Raw genomic sequence first — 21,674 nt, forward strand, 5'->3', positions numbered from 1 at the left:
GGGAGCGGGGCCTTTCACCGGAGCAGATAGGGCATGTTGACGGTCACCGCGCCGGTCGGGCAGCGGGCGGCGCACGGGCCGCAGTACCAGCACTCGTCCACGTGCATGTAGGCCTTGCCGTCCTCCTCGCGGATCGCGAGGGAGTCGAGCGGACACATGTCGACGCAGAGCGTGCAGCCGTCGATGCACTTCGACTCGTCGACGGTCACGGGCACGTCGACGCGCTGGGGGACCACAGGCATGGCTGTCTCCAGGAAAGGGGGTGTACGGGGGAGCCGACGGGATCAGAGGGAGCGGCGGAGCACGCCGCCCATGGTGATGCGGTCGCCGCGGAACCGGATGAACTCCAGGTCCACCGGCCGCCCGTCGGGCAGACGGGTCAGCCGCTCCAGCATCAGGACGGCGGCGCCGCGCGGCGCCTGGAGGACGGCGGCGGAGTGCGCGTCGGCGTTGACGGCCTCCAGGGTGATCTCCGCGTGCCCGAGCGGACCGCCGGTCAGCTGCTCCAGGAGCCGGAAGACGTCCGTGTTCTCCAGGTCGCAGCCGAGGAGTTCACCGCCGATGTCCATCGGGAGGTACGACAGGTCGAGCGACAGCGGCAGCCCGTTCAGACGCCGCAGCCGCTCGATGCAGAGCACGTCCGTGTGCTCCGGCAGGCCCAGCCGGTGGGCCACCGGCCCGGGCGCGCCGACCGGGCCCATGGTCCGGACCTCGTTCGTGACCCGGCCGTGCTCGCGCAGCGTCTCCGCGAGACCCTGGAGCCGGTCCAGGCCGTGCGGGTACTTCTCGCAGACCACGACCGTCCCGACGCCCGGCTGCCGGGCGACCAGCTGCTCGCCGCGCAGCAGGTCCAGGGCCTGCCGGACGGTGTTGCGACTGGCCCGGTAGTCGGCCGCGATGACGTCCTCCAGGGGCAGCACCCCACCGGGGAAGCCGCCCGCCAGGATCTGGTGCCGCAGCAGGTCGGCGAGCTGCCGCGCCCGGTCGGCGCGCAGCCGCCGGCGGCGGGCGGCGGCGACGGGACGGGCGGCGGGAGCGGGTTCGGCGGGCATGGCAGGGAACGTAGCGGCGGACCGGCCCCGATGGTGTTGCCGCAGTATTGCGCCACCTGACACCCCTTCCGTACGCCCCTGACCTGCGGGGACGGCGAGAGCCCGGCGAGATCCGCCACCCCGGCGCCCAGCCCGTGGACAGCGGGCAGCCCACCATCCGGGAGACGTCAGACCGTCGGCCCGTGGACCTGGAGCCGGAGCGCCACCGACAGATGGTGGTGCAGCAGGCCGAGGACCGGCTCGTCCGGGGCGAAGAGACCGGCGGCGAGCTTCCAGTACCGGGGGAGCACCGGACTGTCGTCCAGGGCGAGCAGCCCGACGAGCCGGCGCCGGAAGTCCGGCGTGTCCGCCTCCCCGCGCGCCCGGGCGTAGGCAGCGACGAAGCAGTCCAGGGCCCCGCCGTCGTGCGGCGCCCGCCCGGCCAGCACCTCGGCCGAGGCGAGACCGTAGGCCTCGGCCAGCCCCTCGTAGAGCACGACCGGACGGTACGCGCCGTCCGGGAGCGGCGGCCCGGGCCGGAACTCCGGTCGTTCCAGGCGCGGATCGGTGACGAGCGCGTGCAGCCGGGCGAAGGCGAGGACCTGCCCGGGCTCCGGTTCCTCCGGCGGCCGAGGCACCACCGCGTCGAGGACCGTCGAGACGACCGGCCGGGGCAGCCGCGCCGGCAGCGCGCGCCGCCAGAACCGGACCAGGGCGTCCGTGTCGGGCGGGGCGGGCAGCGCGCCGAGCAGCCGCAGCCGCTCCGGACGCTCTCCGGCGGCGCAGTCCCGGAGCAGCCGGAGCGAGGCCTCCTTCCAGCGCAGCGCCACCAGCTGCGAGCCCACGTCCCGCAGCCGCCCCGCGACGGCCTCCTCCATCGCCTCGCCGGCCGCGTCGGGCCCCTCGGCGTCGAGGACCCGCTCCACGTCGGGAACGGGCAGGTCGAGGGCGCGCAGGGACCGGATGAACCGCAGCCGGTCGAGCGCGTCCGCCCCGTACCTGCGGTGTCCCCCGGAGCTCCGGCCCGCCTCGGGCAGCAGGCCCCGGTCCGAGTAGAACCGGACGGTCTTGACGGTGACGCCCGCCCGCTCGGCCAGCTCCCCGATGCTCAACAGACCGTCGGACGGCACGGGGTGAACCTCCTCGGACGGGGCGCGATCGACGCCGGGCACCCCCATTCTGACGTCCCGTCCCCCGTCGGACCGCCCCGGGCCGCCGCCTTGAATCTCCCGCTGGGGGAGTTCCTAGCGTGACCGCGAGAGGTCCCCGAGAAGAGGCGAGGAGACGGTCATGACGGCCTTCGTACTGGTACCGGACGTGTTCACCGGCGGCTGGGTGTGGGAGGAGACCGCCGCCCGGCTGCGCGCGGCGGGCGCCGAGGCGTACCCCGTGACCCTGACCGGGACCGGCGACCGGCGCGCCGAGGCCGGGCCCGGGACCGGCCTGGAGACCCACATCGGCGAACTGGTCCGGCTCGTCGACGCGATCACGGCGGACGAGGTGGTCCTGGTGGGACACGGCTACGGCCTGCACCCGGTCCTCGGCGCCGCCGACCGGCGGTCCGGCCGCGTCGCACGCGTCGTCTCCGTCGACACGGGACCCCCGCGGGGCGGCGACGCCGCCGTCCGCTCCCTGCCCGACCCCGGGGTCCGCGAGCTGCTCGCCGCACGGCCCGGCGCTCCGGTCCCGCCCCCGGCACCGGGCGGCTGGACCCGGTGGGGCAGCCTGGACGGGGTCCCCGCCGAGGCCCTCGCCCGCCTGGAGCGGGAGGCCGCGCCCCAGCCGGCCGGCACCCTCACCGATCCGCTCGTCCTGACCGGCGCCGGATCGGCGCTCCCCACCACCGGCGTCCTGTGCGCCGCCAACGGGCAGAGCATCGCCCTGGTCGAGATGGCCGTGGCCTCGGGCCCGCCCCACCTGCGGGTGTTCACCGAGGACCGCTTCCGCTTCTTCGAACTGCCCACCGGGCACTGGCCGATGCTCTCCGCGCCCGGGGACCTGGCCGAGGTGCTGCTGCGCGCGGCGGACGGCGGGGGCCACCGGGTGACGGCGCCCGAGAGCGCGTGCGGCGGGCCGCCCCACCTGGAGCCCTTCCTCCTCGACGTGCCCGAGCGGCCCCGCGAGCGCGTCGGCCGCTTCGACCTCCACCTCCCGGACGCCGACGGACCCCGGCCCGCGGTCGTCTTCGTCCACGGCGGCCCGATCGCCGCCGACCAGCAGCCGACCCCGCGGGACACGCCGTTCTTCCGGGGATACGGCGGCTACGCGGCGAGCCTGGGCGTCGTGGGAGTCACCCTGGACCACCGGCTGTACGGGCTCGCCGACTTCGCCCTCGCCGCGGGCGACCTCGCCGAGGCCGTCGAACTGGTCCGGGCCGACCCCCGCGTCGACGCGGGGCGCGTGGCGCTCTGGTTCTTCTCCGGCGGCGGACTCCTGGCCGCGGACTGGCTGGCCGCGCCGCCTCCGTGGCTGCGGTGCGTGGCGGCGAACTACCCGGCCCTGGCGCCGCTGCCGGGCTGGGACGCGGTGGAGGAACGCTTCCGTCCGGTGGACACTGTGGGCACGGCGGACGGGCCGCCGGTCGTGCTGACCCGGGCCGGTCTGGAGCACGAGGCCTTCACGTCGACCGTCGAGGCGTTCCTGACGGCGGCGAAGGAGCGCGGCGCCGACGTCGAGGTCGTCGACGCGCCGCACGCCCACCACGGCTTCGAACTGGTCGATCGCACCGACGAGTCGCGGGAGGTGGTGGAGCGGTCGATGCGGGCGGTCCTCGCGCGCCTGCGGGACTGAGGCGACGGCGGGGGGCCGGAGAGGGGCGCGCGCCGGGGAGAGCGGAGCCACCGCCCTCCCCGGCGTCCGGTCGGCCCTCGGCCGGTCAGCCTTCCGTCCGCCCGCCCTCCGCCGGCCGCCTGCCGCGCCGGGGCACGGAGTCCAGGAGGAGCCGGGTGTACGGGTGTTCCGGCGCGTCCAGGACGCGCCCGGCCGGGCCCGTCTCCACGACCTGGCCGGACTTCAGGACCAGTACCTCGTCCGCGATGTGCCGGACCACCGCGAGGTCGTGCGTGACGAACAGGTAGCCGATGCCCGACGCGCGGCGGATCGTGCCGAGGAGTTCGAGGATCTGCGCCTGGATCGACACGTCGAGCGCGGCGACCGCCTCGTCGAGCACCAGGACCCGGGGCTCCACGGCGAGGGCGCGGGCGATCGCCACCCGCTGGCGCTGCCCGCCGGAGAGCCCCCGGGGCAGCGCCGAGGCCTCGCGCGCGCCGAGACCGACCTGGTCGAGGAGCTCGGAGACCCGGGTCCGCCGGCCGGCCGGGCCGAGGTCGGTGTGGAGGCGGAGCACCTCGTCGAGACAGCCCGAGACGGACACCCGGGGATCGAGCGACAGGTACGGGTCCTGGAAGACCATCTGGATCTCCCGGGCCCGGGCGAGCCGTTCGGCGCGGCCGCGCGGCCGGGCGGAGCGGTCCCGTCCGTCGAGCCGGACCGTGCCGCCGTCCGGGCGCTCCAGGCCCACGAGCATGCGGACCGTGGTCGTCTTGCCGCTGCCGGACTCGCCGACGAGGGCGAGCGAGGACCCGGGGGCGAGGGCGAAGGACACGCCGTCGACCGCGGTGTGGTCCCCGTACCGCTTGCGCAGGCCCTCGACGACCAGACCCTCCTTCGTTGCGACGGTCATGGCGTGATCCCTTCTTCGGCGCGGTGGCAGGCGGCGAGCCCGTCCCCGTGGCGTACGAGCGCGGGCGTCTCCTCGGTGCAGCGGGGCAGCGCGTGCGCGCAGCGCGCGGCGAAGGAGCAGCCGGGCGGAGCCTCCGCGAGGGAGACCGGACGGCCGGGGATCGGCCGGGGGGCCGGCGCGCCCGGTTCGATGCGCGGGGTGCAGGCGAGCAGGCCGGCGGTGTACGGGTGGCGGGGCCGGTCGAAGAGGTCGTCCGTGGACCGGGTCTCCACGATCCGGCCCGCGTACATCACGTACACCCGGTCGCAGACGGCGGCGGCCAGTTCGAGGTCGTGGGTGACGAACAGCATGCCGGTGCCCCGCTCGGCCCGCAGCCGGGCCAGGATCGAGATGATCTCGGCCTGGGTGGTGACGTCGAGCGCAGTCGTCGGCTCGTCGGCGACGAGCAGGTCCGGCTCGCTCGCGAGGGCCGCCGCGATGACGACCCGCTGGAGCATGCCGCCGGAGAACTGGTGGGGATGGCGGCGCAGGGCGCCGCGTGGGTCTCGGATGCCGACAGAGGCGAGGAGTTCCTCGGCGCGTGCGGTCGCCTCGGCGGCGGGCGTCCCGGCCGCGCGCAGCCCCTCGGTGAGGAAGTCGCCGACCCGGCGCAGCGGGTTGACGGAGGCGCGCGGGTCCTGGAAGACCATGGAGACCCGCCGCGACCGCAGGGCGGTGAGCTCGGCGCGGTTCATCGAGAGCACGTCCCGCCCGGCGACCCGGACCTCGCCCTCGGCGCGGGCGCCGCCGGGCAGCAGCCCCAGGACGCTGCGGCAGGCCACGGACTTGCCGGAGCCGGACTCGCCGACCAGGCCGACCGTCTCGCCCGGCCGGACGGTCAGGCTCACGCCGTCCAGGACGGGCCGGGCGGCCCGGTCGCCGGCCAGCCGGACGCCGAGGCCCTCGATCTCCAGGACCGGTGCTTGCGCCACCGTACTCATCGCCTTCACCGTTCCCGCTTCGCGATCCGGTCGGCGAGCCCCTCGCCGACGATGCCGAACGCCACCACCGCGAGCACGATGCAGGCGGAGGGCGCGAGGGCCGGCAGCATCGCGCCTTGGAGGACGGCCGCCTGCCCCTCGTTGATCATGGCGCCCCAGTCGGCGGCCGGCGGCTGCACCCCGAAGCCGAGGAAGGACAGCGCCGCCAGGTCCATCAGCGCGTACCCGAAGTTCATCGCGGACTGCGCGAAGACCGTCGGCGCGATGTTGGGCAGCAGGTGGCGCGCGCAGACGGTCCAGCCGGACCAGCCCTGCACCCGGTACGCCTCGATGTACGGCCGGGCCTTCTCCTGCCGGGCGATGCTCCGGACGAGCCGGCCCACGTACGGGGTGTAGGCGACGGACATGGCGATCACGGGCGCGGTGAGTCCGGAGCCGACGACCGACACCAGCAGGATCGCGAGCAGCAGGCCCGGGATCGCGAAGACCATGTCCATCGAGCGGGAGAGCACGGTGTCCACCCAGCCGCCCCGCCAGGCCGCCACCACACCGAGGACGGTGCCGAGGAGGGTGGAGACCGCGACGACGAGCAGCGGTCCGAGCAGTCCGGTGCGGGCGCCGTGGAGCAGCCGCGACAGGACGTCCCGGCCCGACTGGTCCGTGCCGAGCGGGTGGTCGCCGGTGGTGCCGACGAGGCTCGCCGACAGGTCGAGCGCCTCGGGGTCGTACGGGGCGAGGACGGGCGCGAGCACGGCGACCAGGACGAGCAGGGCGAGCACCGCGACCGAGACCGCGAAGAGCGGGCCGCGGCCGAACGGGCGCAGGACGCGCAGCCCCGGCCTGCGGTACGGCGGCGCGGAGGTGGTGGAGGTCATGAGGAGCCTTCCCCGAGGGAGAGACGGGGGTCGATGAGCGGGGCGAGCAGGTCGACGGCGAGATTGACGAGGACGAAGGCCGCGACGCTGAGCAGGGTGATCGCCTGGACGACGGCGAAGTCCTTCGCGGTGACCGACTGCACGAGCAGCGAGCCGAGCCCGGGGACGTCGAAGGCGGTCTCGACGATCGCGGTGGAGACGAGGAGGCCGGCGAGCATCGTGCCGCCGACGGTGACGACCGGGCCGAGCGCGTTGCGCAGCACGTGCCGGCGGACCACGGCCCGGCCCGCGACACCCCGGGCCCGCGCCACCTCGACGTGCTCGCGGCCGAGTTCGTCGAGCATCGCCGAGCGGGTCACCCGGGCGAGGAGCCCCGCGAAGGACAGCGCGAGGGCGAAGGCGGGCAGGGTCAGCTGGTGGAGCCGGTCGGCGAGGCCCTCCGGCGTTCCGCCGCCGGGCCCGGGGAACCAGCCGAGCCGCACGGAGAAGAGCGAGACGAGCGCGATGGCCGTCACGAACGAGGGCGTGGCGGTGGCGACGCCGGTGCCGATGAGCACCGCCCGGTCCGGGACGCCGGGGCGCAGCGCGCCCAGGATCCCGGCCGCGACCCCGAGGACGACGACGAGTACGGCGGCGTAGCCGACGAGCAGCGCGGTCCCGGGCAGCCGCGAGCCGATGAGCGAGGACACGTCCTGGTGGTACTGGGCGGAGCGGCCGAAGTCGCCGCTCAGGACGCCGCCGAGCCACTTCGCGTACTGGGTGACCAGCGGGTCGTCGAGATGGTGCTCGGCCCGCAGGGCGGCGACCGTCGCGGGGGTCGCGGGGCGGCCGTGCAGGAGGAACGACACCGGGTCGCCGGGGGCCAGATGGACGGAGCCGAAGACCACGAGGGAGGTGACGAAGAGCACCGCCGCCAGGCCGAGGAGCCGTCCGACGAGGTAGCGCGTCATCGCTGGGAGGCCCCGATCGTCGCGGCCCACGGGAAGTAGAGCTGGGCGATGCCGGTGGGGGCGCCGGTGATCCGCTTGCCGAGGAAGACCGTGTAGGGGGCCTCGTACACGGGGATGATCGGCAGCTCGTCCCGCGCGATCTTCTGGAGCCGCGCGGTGAGTCCGGCGCGCTCGGCGGGGTCGGGCTCGGAGTTGGCGCGGTCGAAGGCGACGTCGTACTCCGCGTTCGACCAGCGCCCGTAGTTCCCGAAGTCGCCGCTGCGCAGGTACTGGTAGAACTCCAGCGGGTCGGGCGTGTTGTCGTAGCCGTTGGTGATGACGAGGTCGAGGCCCTCGCGCGCGTCGGGGTCGACGAAGAGGCTGCTGTACGCGTCGGGCGAGACCGGCTTCAGCACGACGTTGAGCCCGATCTGGCGGCCGGCGGCCTGGACGGCGTTCGCGACCACGCTGATCTCGGGCGCGAGGGTGCTGGTGACGAGGGTGACGGTCCGGCCGGTCGCGTGGGCCTCCTGGACGAGCTTCTTCGCCGCCGCGACGTCGTAGACCGGTTCGGGCTGGGAGTCGAAGAGCTCCGCCGTCCGCTCCGGGGCGAGCGCCCAGGCGCCGCGCGCGGCGGGGGCCTTGGCGGGGACGCCGACGCCGCCGGCCGCCGCCTTGATGATGTTCTTCCGGTCGAGGGCCATCGACAGGGCCCGGCGGACCTTGAGGTTGCCGAGCGTTCCGTGGAAGCCGAGGACGGCGAGGTCGGCGACGGCGGTGTTGGGGCCGAAGAGCAGCGTGCCCTTCGTGCTGGCGCGCAGCTGTCCGAAGGAGGAGGAAGGGAGCAGGTAGCCGCCGTCGGCGGCGCCGGAGAGGAGGGCGTTGGCCCGTGCGGCGGGGTCCTCCACGAAGGTGAACTTCACCCTCTCGGACTTCGGGGTGAGGGTCTTGTCCCAGTAGGCGGGGTTCTTCCTCAGGGTGATGCTGTCGCCCTGGGCCCAGCTCTCCAGGGAGTACGGGCCGGTGCAGTTCAGTTCGCCCTTCGCGGTCCCGTAGTCCTTGCCCTCCTTCTTCAGCGAGGCGGCGCTGACGACGGTGCCGGGGGAGGCGGCCATCAGCTCGTGGAAGAGGATGTCTGCCTTGCCGAGACGGATCGTCACCTCCAGCGGGCCGGTCTTCTCGATGGAGTCGACGGTCTTGAAGGAGGACGCCCAGGGGGAGCCGGTCCTCGGATCCATCTGGCGCTTGAGCGAGGCGACCACGTCGTCGGCGGTCAGGCGGGTGCCGTCGTGGAACCTCACCCCGGGCCGCAGCGTGTAGACGAGGGTGCGCGGGTCGGGCCGCGACCACTTCTCCGCGAGACCGGGCACGATCTTCATGTCGGGCGTGACCCGCAGCAGGCTCTCGCACACGTTGGCCAGGACGGTGTTCGGCGGGTAGTCGTACGCGAGGGCGTAGTCGAGCGTGTACGGCTCGGCGTACAGCGACCAGGTGAAGGAGTCCAGCGGGCCCTGCGCGGGCGGGGAGAGCGGGCTGAGCGCGGCGTTCGTGCCGCCGCCGACCGCGGGCGGTTGCGTGGCGCCGCTACAGGCGGCGGTGGTGGCCGCGAGCGCGGCGGTACAGGCGAGGAGCGCGATGGCTCGGGGCATGCGCATGGGGACCCACCCCTTTACGGGTGTAGTGACGGGCTCGGGGGGATGGAGCGAGTATTGGTGCGGGAACGTTCCCGCACAAGGCCTGCGGGCGACTTTGCGGGAACGGTTTTGCAGAGGTCACGGGGGTGGCACCATCACCTCATGACCGAAGCTTCACGGCACGGCGGGCAGCCCTCGCCGCCCGTCCCGCGCGTCCGCCTCGTCGACGTGGCCCGCGAGGCGGGCCTGTCCAAGACCACCGTCTCGGCGGCGCTCAACGGCACCGGAAGGCTCTCCCCCGAGGTGCGGGAGAAGGCCCGCGAGACCGCGCGCAGAATGGGCTACCGGCCCAACGCCACCGCGCGCCACCTGCGCGCGGGACGGGCCCGGCTGATCGGATACGTGGTCGGCGAGTTCGCCGCCACTCCCTGGACCACCTTTCTCGAGTCCCCGTACTTCGCCCGGCTCACCGGCGCCACCGCGGCCGCCGCGCTCCGCCGGGGCTACGCGATGGTGCTGCTCCCGGCCGGAACGCTGCAGAGCGAGTGGGCCGACCTGTCCCTCGACGCCGTGGTCGTCGCCGACCCCGTCGCCGACGACCCGGTCGTCGAGGCCCTCCTCGCCGCCGGCATCCCGGTCTCGACGGACCGGTCCGTCGAAGGCAGGCCCGGGGCCTCCTGGGTGGACGTCGACGCGGCCGGCGCCGTCCGCGAGGCCCTCGACCACCTGCGCGGGCAGGGGGCCGCCGCGCCCGTCCTCGTCGTGCCGGACTCCAGCACCCTCTTCCACGTGGAGGCCGTCGCCGCGCACCGGGAATGGTGCGCCGCCCACGGCCTGCCGGAGCGCGTGGTGCGCGTCGCCGAACCCGGCAACGGCCCGGTGGTGCGCGCCGTCGAGTCCGCCCTGGCCGATTCCGGGCGGCCCGACGCCCTGCTGGTGGTGGCCGAGGCGAGCCCGCCGCTCGTGCTCGACGTGGCGCGCCGCCACGGGTACGAGGTCCCGGACGACCTGCTCGTCGTGCTGTTCAGCGAGGACGCAGCGGCCGCGCACACCGAGCCGCCGGTGACCACCCTGAGCCTGCGGCCCGAGGCGATCGCCGAGGCCGGGGTCGAACAGCTCGTGGAGGTCCTGGAGCACGGCCGCCGGGAGCCCGCCGGGACGCTCGTGGCGACGCGTCTCGACGTACGGGCCTCGTCGGTCAGGTCCCGCTCGGACGCTTCCCCGCCGGCCGGGCCGCCGTCGTAGGCGCCGCTCAGACGGCGTGCACCAGCCGCCCGCCGACGTACGTCCGCTCGACCCGGGCCTCGGCGATCTCCTCCGGCGGGCCGGTCAGGATGTCGCGGTCCAGGACGACCAGGTCGGCGAGGTGGCCGGGGCGCAGACTGCCGGTGTCGTCGAGCCGGTTCACGTGCGCGGTGCCCGCGGTGTAGGCCGCGAGCGCCGTGGTGAGGTCGAGCCGCTGCTCGGCGTAGAAGACCCGGTCGTCGGTGGCCCCGGGGTCACGGCGGTTGACCGCGACGTGGAGGCCCGCGATCGGGTCCGGGCTGCTGACCGGCCAGTCGCTGCCCGCCGCGAGGGTGGCCCCGGCGCGCACCAGGTCGCCGAACGGGTACTGCCAGGCGGCCCGTTCGGGACCCAGGAACGGAATCGTCAGCTGGTCCATCTGCGGCTCGTGCGCCGCCCACAGCGGCTGGATGTTCGCGATGGCGCCGAGCCGCGCGAACCGGGCGACGTCCTCGGGGTGGACGACCTGGAGATGGGCGAGGTGGTGCCGGTTGCCCCGGCGGCCGTTCGCGGCGATCGCCGCCTCCACCGCGTCCAGGGCCTCGCGGACCGCCCGGTCGCCCAGGGCGTGGAAGTGGACCTGGAAGTCGAGGGCGTCGAGCGCGGCCACGTACCCGCGCAGCGCCCCGGGATCGACGAAGCTCAGCCCGCTGTTCGCGGTGGCGCAGCCGCAGCCGTCCAGGTACGGGCTGGTCATGGCGGCCGTGAAGTTCTCCGCGATGCCGTCCTGCATGATCTTCACCGACCCGGCGCGGAACCGTCCGGAGCTGAACTTCTCCCGCCGCGCCACCAGTTCCGGGATCTGCTCGGCGCCCCGCTCCCGGTCCCACCAGAGCGCCCCGGTCACCCGCGCCGTCAGCGAACCGTCCTCGGCCGCCGTCAGGTACGCGTCCGAGGGGTCGGCCATCCCGCCGAAGGAGCCGAGCAGCGCGTCCTGCCAGGCCGTGATGCCGAGCGAGTGCAGCAGCCGCTGCGCCCGCAGCAGACCGGCGAGCCGGTCCGCGGCGGTGGCCGGCGGCACCAGCCGGGCGACCAGACCGATCGCGCCCTCCTGGAGCATGCCGCTGGGGGAACCGTCCGCCTCGCGCTCGATCCGGCCGTCGGCCGGATCGGGGCTCTCCGCGGCGAGCCCGGCGAGTGCGAGCGCCCGGGAGTTGGCCCAGGCGCCGTGGTGGTCCCGGTTGGACAGCAGGACCGGCCGGTCCGGTACGACGGAGTCGAGCAGCTGCCGGGTCGGCAGACCGCCCTCGAAGCTCTCCATCGACCAGCCGCCGCCGGTGATCCAGGCGTGCTCCGGGTGGGCGTCCGCGTACCGCCGGATCCGCTCCAGGTAGTCGGCGACGCCGACCGTGCCGGTCAGATCGCACTCGGCCAGCTCCTTGCCGCCCGAGACGGCGTGGACGTGGGCGTCCTGGAACCCCGGGAGCAGCAGCTTCCCGGTCAGGTCGACGACCTCCGTGCCGGGACCGACGAGATCCCGCACCTCGTCGTGGCCGACGGCCACGATCCGCTCGCCGACGACGGCGAGCGAGGACGCGCGGGTGCGGGCCGGATCCGCGGTGAAGACGGGTCCGCGGGTGAAGACCAGATCGGCCGTGGTCATGGGCGCTCCAGAAGAGGGTGGTGAGGGGCGGTCGGTGGGCGCCATGCAAGCGGTCGGGCCGTTTACACGTCAATGGCGTTGACGTAAGGTTCCGGCCATGTCCGAACGCGTGGTCCCCGAGGGCAGCCGGCAGCGCCGCCGCCCCACCAAGCAGGGCGCCGTCCTCTCGGAGCGGCTCATCGTCGAGACCGCGCTGCGCCTGATCGCCCAGCACGGCGCGGAGGCCCTGTCGGTACGGCGGCTGGGCGCCGCGCTCGGAGCCGACCCCACCGCCCTCTACCGGTACTTCCGGAACACCGACGCGCTGCTCCTCGCGGTCGCCGACGAGCTGATCGGCCGGGCGCAGGAGGGCTGGAAGGCCACCGGCGACTGGCGGGCGGACCTCCGCGACCTGGGACTGCGCATCCACGCCTGCTACCAGGCGCATCCGCAGGCGGCGGCGCTCGCGGCGCACCGCACCACCGGACGGCACCACGAGACCCGGGCGGTCGAGCGGATCCTCGGCGTCCTGCGCTCCGCGGGCTTCCCGGACGCCCTGGCCGTCCGCGTCTACCACGCCTTCGTCGACCAGGCGCTCGCCTTCGCCGCCCAGGACGCGGCCGCGCTCGCGCTGCCGGCGGCGGCCCGGGAGAAGGAGGCGGAGGTGTGGCACGCGGTCTACGGCAGGCTGGCGGCCGAGACGCATCCGAACATCGCGGCGACGTTTCCGCTGCTGGCGGCGGACATGCGGGGCAGCGGGTACCCGTTCGCCCTGGAACTGACGCTGAACGCGATCGCGTCCTTGCCCCCGGACCAAGCCTGACGCCCGGCCTCTTGGGCCGCCGCCCGTGCTGGGCCTTCGCCCCGCCCCCCGTGTGGGCAATCGTCCCGCTGGGGCGGGACGGGTGGGCACACGGGACGGCGCGCTCTCGCGGCGCCTCCGCGTCCTGTGCCTTGGCCCGCACCACGCGTGACGGCCACGATCCGTGCGGGTTCAGGCCCTGGAGCCTCTGGCGCCGGCAGGGCGCGGGTCCGTTGTGCCCACCCGTTCCGCCCCTTGCGGAACGCCTGCCCACAACGGGCGGACGCGGGCCCACAACGTGCGGGGCCCAGGCCCGCAGCGGGCAGGGCGCAGGCCCACGACGGGCCGGCCGCGTCAGCTCGGGGCCGTCGGGGAGAAGCGGCTCACCGTGGACAGGTCCGTGCTGATCCGCGCCGCCGTCTCCCGCAGCGCGGGAAGCAGCGCCGCCAAGCTCGCCTCCGCCGGCCCCCGCCCCGCGTGCAGCGCCACGTTGACCGCCGCGACCACCCGCCCCGTGCCGTCCGTGACGGGCACCGCGAGCGACCGGAGCCCCTCCTCCAGCTCCTGCTCGACCCAGCCGTAGCCGCGCGCGGCGGTCGCCGTCACGGCCTCGTCGAGCCCCGCGCGGCTCGTCACGGTGCGCGGGGTGAGCGCCTCGGGCGTGATCCGGCCGAGCCGCTCGGCGCGTTCCGCCGCCGGGAGGGCGCCGAGCAGGACGCGGCCCATGGAGGTCGCGTACGCGGGCAGCCGGGTGCCGACGGTGATGTCGATGTGCATGATGCGGGTGCTCGCGACGCGGGCGACGTACCGGATGTCGTCCCCGTCCAGGACCGCGACGGACGCGGACTCGTGGACGCGCAGTACGAGGGCGACGAGGTGCGGGGTGGCGATCTCCGGCAGGCTCAGGCCGGAGAGGCGGGCGTGGCCGAGCTCCAGGACCCGGGGGAGGAGGACGAATCCCTCCGGCTCCTCCCGTACGTAACCGAGATGGCGCAGGGTGATCAGCGACCGGCGGGCGGTCGCCCGGGGCAGGCCGGTCAGCCGGGCGAGCTCGGAGAGCCGCGCCGGGCCCCGTACGGACGCGAACGCGCGCAGGACGTCGAGGCCGCGCGCGAGCGACTGGAGGAAGCCCGATCCGAGCTCCTCCTTGAGCCCGGGCGCCGACGGCACCGGCGCGGCACTCGCCGCCCCGCCGGGCCCCGCCGCCACCGCCAGCGCCTCCTCCATCGCCGTGACCGCGCGGCGGAGCGGCGGCAGGGCCCGCTCCGTGAGGCTGGCGGCGCTGTGCCGGCTGCTGTGGCTCACGACGCTGACGGCGCAGACCACCGCGCCGTCGGGCCCCCGGACCGGCAGGGCGACGGCGAGCAGCCCCGGCTCGATCAGCTGGTCGTCCACCGCGAGTCCGGTCTCGCGGGCCTCCCGCACCCGGTCGAGGAACTCCGCCTCGACCGGGCCGGGCGGGGCCGACGGCCGGGGCGGTACGGAGGGGAAGCCGGCGTCCAGCGGGTCCCGCGCGCGACGGGCCCGCCATCCGTCGAGGTCCGCCGCGTCCCACCGCGCGGCGAACAGCGCCCCGGGAGCGCACCGTTCGGCGGGCAGGAGGTCCCCGGTCCGGAAGGAGATCGCCATGGCCCGGCGCCGGGTGGCCTGGGTGAGGAAGCGGACGCCGTCGCCGTCGGGCACGGCCACCGACACGGACTCGTCGAGCGTGTCGGCGAGGGCGACGGCGTGCGGGCCGAGCAGCTCGGGCAGTCCGCAGGAGGCCAGGTAGGCGTTGCCGAGCGCGGCGGCTCCGGGCGCGAGCAGCAGGTCGCGGCCCTCGGCGCGGAGCACGCCGAGGCGGACGAGCGTGGTGGCGACGCGGTCGACGGTGGAGCGGGCGAGGCCGGTCGTCCGGGCGAGGTCGCCGGGCCGGTGCCGGACGTCGGGCCCGGCGGCCACGGCGCGGAGCACGGCGAGCCCGCGTTCGAGCGGTCCGACCAGCTCGTCAGGTGCGTCCGGGGCCTCGGTGGGCTGCGGCATCGTCCGGACTCCTCGGTGTGGTGACGGTGGTGCGGGCGCGGCGGGACGCGCGGGAGAACCGTACCCGCGCCGTTGACACGGCCCGGGGCGTGGATGGACACTCACCCCCGCCGAAATTCTGAACTGAAGTTCAGCAGGCGAACACCCAGAGCGTCAATCCCGAGTGAAACGGCTCGTCACATGGACAAAGTGGTCGCCAGTGCCGCCGAAGCGGTGGCGGACATCGAGGACGGCGCCTCCCTCGCCGTCGGAGGCTTCGGGCTGAGCGGCGTACCGGACGTCCTCATCCGCGCCCTGCACGCCCACGGCCCGGGAGACCTCTCCGTCGTCTCCAACAACTGCGGCGTCGACGGCGGAGGCCTCGGCGTCCTGCTCGCGGCCGGCCGGATCGTCCGCGTCACCGGCTCCTACATCGGCGACAACAAGGAGTTCGCCCGCCGCTACCTCGGCGGCGCGCTGGAACTGGAGCTCACCCCCCAGGGCACCCTGGCCGAACGGCTCCGCGCCGGGGGCTGCGGCATCCCCGCCTTCTTCACCCCCGCCGGCGTCGGCACCCAGGCGGCCGACGGCGGACTGCCCTGGCGGTACGCCGAGGACGGCACCGTCGCCGTCGCCTCCCCGCCCAAGGAGATCCGCGTGTACGACGGCCGTCCGCACGTCCTCGAACACGGCATCACCACCGACTTCGCGCTGGTCCGCGCGGCCCGCGGCGACCGCCACGGCAACCTCGTCTTCGCCCGTGCCGCCCGCAACTTCAACCCGCTCGCCGCCATGGCCGGCCGGATCACGATCGCCGAGGTGGAGGAGCTCGTCGAACCCGGCGCACTCGACCCCGACCAGGTCCACCTGCCGGGCGTCTTCGTCCAGCGGGTCCTGCCGCTCACCCCCGCACAGGCCGCCGACAAGGGCATCGAACGAAGGACGGTACGCACCCGATGAGCTGGACCAGGGACGAGATGGCGGCCCGCGCCGCCCGCGAGCTGACGGACGGTTCGTACGTCAACCTCGGCATCGGGCTCCCCACCCGCGTACCGAACTTCCTCCCCGACGGCGTCGACGTCGTGCTCCACTCCGAGAACGGACTCCTCGGCGTCGGCCCCTACCCGTACGAGGACGAGGTCGACCCCGACCTGATCAACGCGGGCAAGGAGACGGTCACCGTCCTGCCCGGCGCCGCGTTCTTCGACTCCGCGCTCTCCTTCGGCATGATCCGCGGCGGCCACATCGACACCGCGATCCTCGGCGCCATGCAGGTCTCCGCCCGGGGCGACCTCGCCAACTGGACGATCCCGGGCCGCATGGTCAAGGGCATGGGCGGCGCCATGGACCTCGTCCACGGAGCCCGCCGGGTCGTCGTCCTGACCGAGCACACCGCGAAGGACGGCACGCCCAAGATCGTCGAGGAGTGCTCCCTGCCCCTCACCGGCCGGGGCTGCGTCGACCGGATCATCACCGACCTCGGCGTCCTCGACGTCACCGAGGACGGACTCCGACTCGTCGAGACCGCCCCCGGCGTCACCCCCGAGGACCTCGTCCGCCTGACGGCGGCTCCCGTGAAGGCGGACACCCCGGCATGAACCCGACCCAGCAGGACATCTCCCGGGAGATCGACGCCCAGCGGCAGGAGTACCTCCGCGCGGGCACGACCCGGCACCACCCCGCCCGGGACTACCCGCCCTACCGCAGCAGCGCCCTCCGCCACCCGCGCCGGCCGCCGCTCCCCGTCCACGACCCCGAGGCCGTCGAACTCTCCGGACCGGTCTTCGGCGTCACCGACGTCACCGCGCTCGACGCCGACCTCACCCGCGGCGGCGCCGGCGAGCCCCTCGGCGAGCGGATGACCGTCACGGGCCGGGTCCTCGACCGCGACGGCCGCCCGGTGCGCGGCCAGCTCGTCGAGATCTGGCAGGCCAACGCCGCCGGACGCTACGCGCACCGGCTCGACCAGCACCCGGCCCCGCTCGACCCCCACTTCACCGGCGCCGGCCGCTGCCTGACGGACGGGGACGGCACGTACCGCTTCACCACGATCCGCCCCGGCGCCTACCCCTGGCGCAACCACGCCAACGCCTGGCGCCCCGCGCACATCCACTTCTCCCTCTTCGGCAGCGCCTTCACCCAGCGGCTCGTCACCCAGATGTACTTCCCCGGCGACCCGCTCTTCGCCTACGACCCGATCCTCCAGTCGGTCACCGACGACGCCGCCCGCGCCCGGCTCGTCGCCGCCTACGACCACGACCTCACCACCCCCGAACACGCCCTCGGCTACCGCTGGGACATCGTCCTCGACGGACCCGCCGCGACCTGGATCGAGGAAGGCCGATGACGCCGATGACCAGGAGGTCCACCCCCGCGCCCCCGACGCCCGCCCAGACCGTCGGCCCCTTCTACGGATACGCGCTGCCCTTCCCCGGCGGCCCCGACCTGGCCCCCGCCGGGCACCCGGACACCCTCACCGTGCACGGCCACGTCTACGACGGAGCCGGCGCGCCCGTCCCCGACGCGCTCCTGGAGATCTGGCAGCCCGGCCCCGACGGCGACCGCGCCGGCGCCCCCGGCTCCCTCCGCAAGGACCCCGTCACCGGCGGCCACGCGGGCCGGGACGGCGTGACGTTCACCGGGTTCGGGCGGGTCGCCACCGACGCCGACGGCCGCTGGGCGATCCGCACCCTGCCGCCCGCCGGAGCGCCCTACCTCTCCGTCTGCGTCTTCGCCCGGGGCCTCCTGCACCACCTCTTCACCCGGATCTACCTGCCGGGCCCGGACACCGACGCCGACCCGCTCCTCGCCTCCCTCCCCACGGACCGGCGCCGTACCCTGCTCGCCGCCGGGCATGCCCGCACCCTGCGCTTCGACATCCGGCTCCAGGGCCCGGAGGAGACGGTGTTCCTTGACTTCCGCTGACCCCCGGACCGCGCGGTACGAGGAGGAGGAGCCGTACGAGGTCGGGCTCCTGGCCCCCGTCCGGGCCGGCACCGGCGTCGAGGCCGCCACGGGCGACCGCGCCTTCCTCCGGGCCATGCTCGACGCCGAGGCCGCCCTCACCCGGGCCCAGGCCGCCCTCGGCCACGCGCCCGCCCACGCGGCCGCCGCCGTCACCGAGGCGGCGTCCCGCACCGAACGCTTCGACCCCCGCGCGCTCGCCCTCCGCGCCCGGGCCGGCGGCAACCCGGTCATCCCGCTCGTCGCCGAACTGACCGCCGCCGTACCGCCGGAGGCCGCCCCCTACGTCCACCGGGGCGCGACCAGCCAGGACATCATGGACACCGCCGCGATGCTCGTCGCGGCCCGCGCCCTGCCCCTCGTCACGGCCCCGCTGCACCGCGCGGCCGCCGCGCTCGGGCGGCTCGCCGCCGAGCACCGCGACACCCCCATGGCCGGCCGCACCCTCACCCAGCACGCCGTCCCCACCACCTTCGGGCTCAGGGCCGCGGGCTGGCGCAGCCTCGTCCTGGACGCCGCCGACCGGCTCGCCGCGCTCACCCTCCCGGCCCAACTGGGCGGCGCCGCGGGCACCCTGGCCGCCTTCGAACAGCTGGCGGAGGCACCCGGCAGCGGACCCGCCCTCGTCGAGGCCTACGCCCGGGAACTGGGCCTGGCCGCGCCGGTCCTGCCCTGGCACGCCCTGCGCACCCCGGTCGCCGACCTCGGCACCGCGCTGGCCTTCACCACGGCGGCGCTCGGCAAACCGGCCACCGACGTGCTGCTGCTCAGCCGCACCGAGACCGGCGAGGTCGCCGAGGGCGAGGGCGGCGGGTCCTCCGCGATGCCCCACAAGCGCAACCCGGTCCACGCCACCCTCGTCGCCGCCTCGGCCCGGCAGGCGCCCGCGCTCGCCGGGATCCTCCTCGGCTCGCTCACCGCCGAGGACGAACGCCCCGCCGGTGCCTGGCACGCCGAGTGGCAGACCCTGCGCGAACTCCTCCGCCTGGCCGGAGGCGCCGCACACCACCTGGCCGCGCTCGCCGAGGACCTCCGGGTCCTCCCCGGCCGGATGCGGGAGAACCTGGACCTGACCCGGGGCCTCGTGGCGAGCGAACGCCTCGCCGCCGCACTCACCGGCCTCCTCGGCCGGGCCGCCGCCCGGCGGGTCCTCGACGAGGCCGCCCGGCGGGCCCTGACGGAACGCCGCGACCTGGCGGACGTCCTGTCCGAGGCCCCCGAACTCACCGGCCGGCTCTCACCGCACCGCCTCAAGGCCCTCACGGACCCGTCCACCGCGACGGGCGCGGCCCCCCGACTCGTCGACCGCGCCCTCCGCCGCACCCCCTCCGCAGCCCCGGAAGGCCCCGCATGACCCCCGACCACCCGCAGCCCCCGCACATCCCGGAACCGACCGGCGCGCCCGCGACGACCACCTCCGCTGCCACACCGACCACCCCCGCCCCCGCCCCCGCCGCCCCCGGAGGATCCCGCGCCACCGACGGACAACGCGCCACCGACGGGCACCGCGCCCCCGTCCTCCACCACCGCGTCGACGGGCCCCCGGACGCGCCCGTCCTCCTCCTCGGGCCCTCCCTCGGCACCTCGCTCGCCGTCTGGGACGCGCAGACCGCCGCCCTCGCCCGTCACCACCGGGTGGTCCGCTGGGACCTGCCCGGACACGGCGGCACCCCGGCCGGAGTCCTGCCCACCGCCCCCGGGGCCACCACCGTCGCCGACCTCGCCGACCTCGTCCTCGCGCTCGCCGACCGGCTCGGCGCCGAGCGCTTCGGCTACGCCGGCATCTCCCTCGGCGGCGCCGTCGGCGCCCACCTCGCCGTCCACCACCCCGAGCGGATCACCGGGCTCGCCCTCGTCTGCTCCTCCGCCCGCTTCGGCGCGCCCGAGGCCTGGCGCGAACGGGCCGCGCTCGTCCGTACCGAGGGCACCGAACCCCTCGCCGCGGCGACCGCCACGCGCTGGTTCACCCCGGGTTTCGCGACCACCCCCACCGCCGGCCGGCTCCTCGCCGACCTGCGAGCCGCCGACCCGGACGGCTACGCGGCCTGCTGCGACGCCCTCGCCGCCCACGACCTGCGCGACGCCCTCGGCCGGATCACCGCCCCGACCCTCGTCGTCGCCGGCCGCGCCGACCCCGCCACACCGCCCGCCCACTCCCGGGAGCTCGCCGACGGCATCCCCGACGCGGGCCTCCTGGAGCTCGCCGGAGCCGCCCACCTCGCCCCCGCCGAACGCCCGCAGGCCGTCCTCACCGCGCTCCTCGACCACTTCGGCGCCCCCTCCGGCGACGACGGCGACGGCGGCCGGCACGCCCGGGGCATGGCCGTCCGCCGCGAGGTCCTCGGCGACGCGCACGTCGACCGGGCCGTCGCCCGGACCACCGCCCTCACGGCCGACTTCCAGGACTACATCACCCGCTGCGCCTGGGGCGAGATCTGGACCCGCCCCGGCCTCGACCGCCGCACCCGCAGCTGCATCACCCTCACCGCCCTGGTCGCCCACGGCCACCTGGAGGAGCTCGCCCTGCACGTCCGGGCCGCCCTGCGCAACGGACTCACCCCCGAGGACATCGGCGAGGTCCTGCTCCACTCCGCCGTCTACTGCGGCGTCCCCGCCGCCAACGCCGCCTTCGCCACGGCCCAGCGCGTCCTCGCCGAGGACACGACCGGCTGACCCCCTGACCCCCTCCGACGTCTCCTGGAGTCACCCATGCCCCGCACCACCACCGTCGGCATCATCGGAGCCGGTCCCGCCGGACTCCTCCTCTCCCACCTGCTCCACCGGCAGGGCATCGACAGCGTCGTCCTCGAACGCCGCGACCGGGCGTACGTCGAACGCCGCCAGCGCGCCGGCATCCTCGAACAGGACACCGTGGACGTGCTCCGCGCCTCCGGCGCGGGCGCCCGGATGGACCGCCAGGGCCTGGAGCACCACGGCATCGAGCTCCGCTTCGACCGCCGCTCCCACCGCATCGACTTCCCGTCCCTGACCGGCGGCCGCTCCGTCATGGTCTACGCCCAGACCGAGGTCGTGAAGGACCTCATCGAGCTGCGCCTCAAGGACGGCGGCACGCTCCTCTTCGAGGCCGAGGCCCTCTCCGTGGACGGCGCCGACACCCACCGGCCCACCGTGCGCTACCGCCACGAGGGCGAGGAGGAGACCCTGGAGTGCGCGTACGTCGTCGCCTGCGACGGCTTCCACGGCATCGGCCGCCGGTCCCTCCCCGACGGCCTGCTCACCGTGACCGAGCGCACCTACCCCTTCTCCTGGCTCGGCATCCTCGCCGACGTCCCGCCCTCCTGCGACGAGCTGATCTACGCCCACCACGAGCGCGGCTTCGCCCTGCACAGCATGCGCTCGGAGCGGGTCAGCCGCCTCTACCTCCAGGTGGACCCCGACGACAGCGTCGACGACTGGTCCGACGAGCGGATCTGGGACGAGCTCGACACCCGGTTCGCCGTCGACGGCGACTGGACCCTCCGGCGCGGCCCGATCACCGAGAAGGGCATCACGCCGATGCGCAGCTTCGTCGCCGAACCCCTGCGCCACGGGCGTCTGTTCCTCGCCGGCGACGCCGCCCACATCGTGCCGCCCACCGGCGCGAAGGGCCTCAACCTCGCCGTCGCCGACGTCACCCTGCTGGCCCGGGCGCTCACCCTGCACCACACGCGGGGCGACGAGAGCGCCGTCGACGCGTACTCGGAGACCGCGCTGCGCCGGATCTGGCGGGCCGAGCACTTCTCGTACACGATGACCACGCTGCTGCACGCGGACCCCGCCGAGTCCGGCTTCGACCGCGCGCTCCGTCTGTCGCACCTGCGCTACCTGGCGGGCTCGGAAGCCGCCTCTGCCTCCCTCGCCGAGAACTACGTCGGATTCGGCACCGGCTGACGGACCGTCGGCGCGGGGA

20 protein-coding genes are annotated in these 21,674 nt (G+C 75.4%); 10 read left to right on the forward strand and 10 right to left on the reverse strand.

From position 1 onward, the window contains the following. Nucleotides 1–14 precede the first annotated feature (14 nt). The 3 genes from ACFYXU_RS18200 to ACFYXU_RS18210 all read right to left on the reverse strand — a co-directional run bounded on the left by ACFYXU_RS18200 (nucleotide 15) and on the right by ACFYXU_RS18210 (nucleotide 2,161). Complete coding sequence (locus ACFYXU_RS18200) at nucleotides 15–242, reverse strand: ferredoxin family protein (RefSeq protein WP_376513034.1); 228 nt, start codon at nucleotides 240–242, stop codon at nucleotides 15–17. Nucleotides 243–284: 42 nt separating this feature from the next. After that, nucleotides 285–1,052: a GntR family transcriptional regulator gene (locus ACFYXU_RS18205; protein ID WP_376513035.1), complete on the reverse strand. Its 768-nt coding sequence runs from the start codon at nucleotides 1,050–1,052 to the stop codon at nucleotides 285–287. 167 nt (nucleotides 1,053–1,219) lie between these two features. Next, nucleotides 1,220–2,161, reverse strand: coding sequence for a MerR family transcriptional regulator (locus ACFYXU_RS18210; RefSeq protein ID WP_376513037.1), 942 nt, complete (start codon nucleotides 2,159–2,161; stop codon nucleotides 1,220–1,222). Between the two features lie 160 nt (nucleotides 2,162–2,321). Here ACFYXU_RS18210 and ACFYXU_RS18215 point away from each other — a divergent pair, with 160 nt between their 5' ends. Further along, on the forward strand, nucleotides 2,322–3,821 hold the full coding sequence (locus tag ACFYXU_RS18215; RefSeq protein WP_389458575.1) for an alpha/beta hydrolase: 1,500 nt from the start codon (nucleotides 2,322–2,324) through the stop codon (nucleotides 3,819–3,821). Nucleotides 3,822–3,906: 85 nt separating this feature from the next. On the opposite strand, the gene ACFYXU_RS18220 is transcribed toward ACFYXU_RS18215, so the two are convergent. The 5 genes from ACFYXU_RS18220 to ACFYXU_RS18240 are packed head-to-tail and all read right to left on the reverse strand — an operon-like array spanning nucleotide 3,907 to nucleotide 9,152. Continuing rightward, nucleotides 3,907–4,713 (reverse strand): ABC transporter ATP-binding protein, encoded by an 807-nt coding sequence (locus tag ACFYXU_RS18220; protein WP_389458577.1) that lies wholly within the window; start codon nucleotides 4,711–4,713, stop codon nucleotides 3,907–3,909. Further along, nucleotides 4,710–5,693, reverse strand: a complete 984-nt coding sequence (locus tag ACFYXU_RS18225) for an ABC transporter ATP-binding protein (protein ID WP_376513043.1) — start codon at nucleotides 5,691–5,693, stop codon at nucleotides 4,710–4,712. The genes ACFYXU_RS18220 and ACFYXU_RS18225 overlap by 4 nt, the downstream gene beginning before the upstream one ends. 5 nt (nucleotides 5,694–5,698) lie before the next feature. Continuing rightward, nucleotides 5,699–6,568: an ABC transporter permease gene (locus ACFYXU_RS18230; protein WP_376513044.1), complete on the reverse strand. Its 870-nt coding sequence runs from the start codon at nucleotides 6,566–6,568 to the stop codon at nucleotides 5,699–5,701. Further along, on the reverse strand, nucleotides 6,565–7,518 hold the full coding sequence (locus ACFYXU_RS18235) for an ABC transporter permease (RefSeq protein ID WP_376513046.1): 954 nt from the start codon (nucleotides 7,516–7,518) through the stop codon (nucleotides 6,565–6,567). The genes ACFYXU_RS18230 and ACFYXU_RS18235 overlap by 4 nt, the downstream gene beginning before the upstream one ends. Continuing rightward, complete coding sequence (locus ACFYXU_RS18240) at nucleotides 7,515–9,152, reverse strand: ABC transporter substrate-binding protein (RefSeq protein WP_389458581.1); 1,638 nt, start codon at nucleotides 9,150–9,152, stop codon at nucleotides 7,515–7,517. The genes ACFYXU_RS18235 and ACFYXU_RS18240 overlap by 4 nt, the downstream gene beginning before the upstream one ends. A gap of 141 nt (nucleotides 9,153–9,293) precedes the next feature. Between ACFYXU_RS18240 and ACFYXU_RS18245 the strand changes: the two genes are divergently transcribed. Beyond that, nucleotides 9,294–10,376, forward strand: a complete 1,083-nt coding sequence (locus ACFYXU_RS18245; protein ID WP_389458583.1) for a LacI family DNA-binding transcriptional regulator — start codon at nucleotides 9,294–9,296, stop codon at nucleotides 10,374–10,376. Nucleotides 10,377–10,383: 7 nt separating this feature from the next. Here ACFYXU_RS18245 and ACFYXU_RS18250 read toward each other — a convergent pair whose 3' ends face one another. Continuing rightward, the gene (locus ACFYXU_RS18250; RefSeq protein ID WP_389458585.1) at nucleotides 10,384–12,018 is read right to left on the reverse strand and encodes an amidohydrolase; all 1,635 of its coding nucleotides are present in this window, start codon (nucleotides 12,016–12,018) and stop codon (nucleotides 10,384–10,386) included. A 97-nt stretch (nucleotides 12,019–12,115) separates the two neighbouring features. Here ACFYXU_RS18250 and ACFYXU_RS18255 point away from each other — a divergent pair, with 97 nt between their 5' ends. Continuing rightward, nucleotides 12,116–12,820 (forward strand): helix-turn-helix domain-containing protein, encoded by a 705-nt coding sequence (locus tag ACFYXU_RS18255; RefSeq protein WP_389458588.1) that lies wholly within the window; start codon nucleotides 12,116–12,118, stop codon nucleotides 12,818–12,820. 333 nt (nucleotides 12,821–13,153) lie between these two features. Here the strand turns inward: ACFYXU_RS18255 and ACFYXU_RS18260 are convergent, their stop codons facing one another. Beyond that, on the reverse strand, nucleotides 13,154–14,821 hold the full coding sequence (locus ACFYXU_RS18260; RefSeq protein ID WP_389458590.1) for an IclR family transcriptional regulator C-terminal domain-containing protein: 1,668 nt from the start codon (nucleotides 14,819–14,821) through the stop codon (nucleotides 13,154–13,156). A gap of 180 nt (nucleotides 14,822–15,001) precedes the next feature. On the opposite strand from ACFYXU_RS18260, the gene ACFYXU_RS18265 reads away from it, so the two are divergent. From ACFYXU_RS18265 to ACFYXU_RS18295, 7 genes are read left to right on the forward strand one after another with little or no spacing between them, the layout of a single operon-like run. After that, nucleotides 15,002–15,760 carry a CoA transferase subunit A gene (locus tag ACFYXU_RS18265; protein ID WP_376513056.1) on the forward strand — a complete coding sequence of 253 codons (759 nt, stop codon included), beginning with the start codon at nucleotides 15,002–15,004 and terminating at the stop codon, nucleotides 15,758–15,760. Continuing rightward, complete coding sequence (locus ACFYXU_RS18270; RefSeq protein WP_376513057.1) at nucleotides 15,757–16,398, forward strand: CoA transferase subunit B; 642 nt, start codon at nucleotides 15,757–15,759, stop codon at nucleotides 16,396–16,398. The genes ACFYXU_RS18265 and ACFYXU_RS18270 overlap by 4 nt, the downstream gene beginning before the upstream one ends. Next, the gene (pcaH, locus tag ACFYXU_RS18275; RefSeq protein WP_389406103.1) at nucleotides 16,395–17,147 is read left to right on the forward strand and encodes a protocatechuate 3,4-dioxygenase subunit beta; all 753 of its coding nucleotides are present in this window, start codon (nucleotides 16,395–16,397) and stop codon (nucleotides 17,145–17,147) included. The genes ACFYXU_RS18270 and pcaH overlap by 4 nt, the downstream gene beginning before the upstream one ends. After that, the gene (pcaG, locus tag ACFYXU_RS18280) at nucleotides 17,144–17,725 is read left to right on the forward strand and encodes a protocatechuate 3,4-dioxygenase subunit alpha (RefSeq protein ID WP_376513060.1); all 582 of its coding nucleotides are present in this window, start codon (nucleotides 17,144–17,146) and stop codon (nucleotides 17,723–17,725) included. The genes pcaH and pcaG overlap by 4 nt, the downstream gene beginning before the upstream one ends. Then, on the forward strand, nucleotides 17,712–19,118 hold the full coding sequence (pcaB, locus tag ACFYXU_RS18285; protein WP_389458592.1) for a 3-carboxy-cis,cis-muconate cycloisomerase: 1,407 nt from the start codon (nucleotides 17,712–17,714) through the stop codon (nucleotides 19,116–19,118). Before pcaG ends, pcaB begins: the two co-directional genes overlap by 14 nt. Then, entirely contained in the window at nucleotides 19,115–20,437 is a 1,323-nt protein-coding gene (gene pcaD, locus ACFYXU_RS18290; protein WP_389458594.1) for a 3-oxoadipate enol-lactonase, read from the forward strand. Before pcaB ends, pcaD begins: the two co-directional genes overlap by 4 nt. A gap of 36 nt (nucleotides 20,438–20,473) precedes the next feature. Then, nucleotides 20,474–21,655 carry a 4-hydroxybenzoate 3-monooxygenase gene (locus ACFYXU_RS18295; protein ID WP_389406100.1) on the forward strand — a complete coding sequence of 394 codons (1,182 nt, stop codon included), beginning with the start codon at nucleotides 20,474–20,476 and terminating at the stop codon, nucleotides 21,653–21,655. The last annotated feature ends 19 nt before the right edge of the window (nucleotides 21,656–21,674 follow it).

The organism is Streptomyces sp. NPDC002232, from assembly GCF_042890295.1.
Classification (GTDB): domain Bacteria; phylum Actinomycetota; class Actinomycetes; order Streptomycetales; family Streptomycetaceae; genus Streptomyces.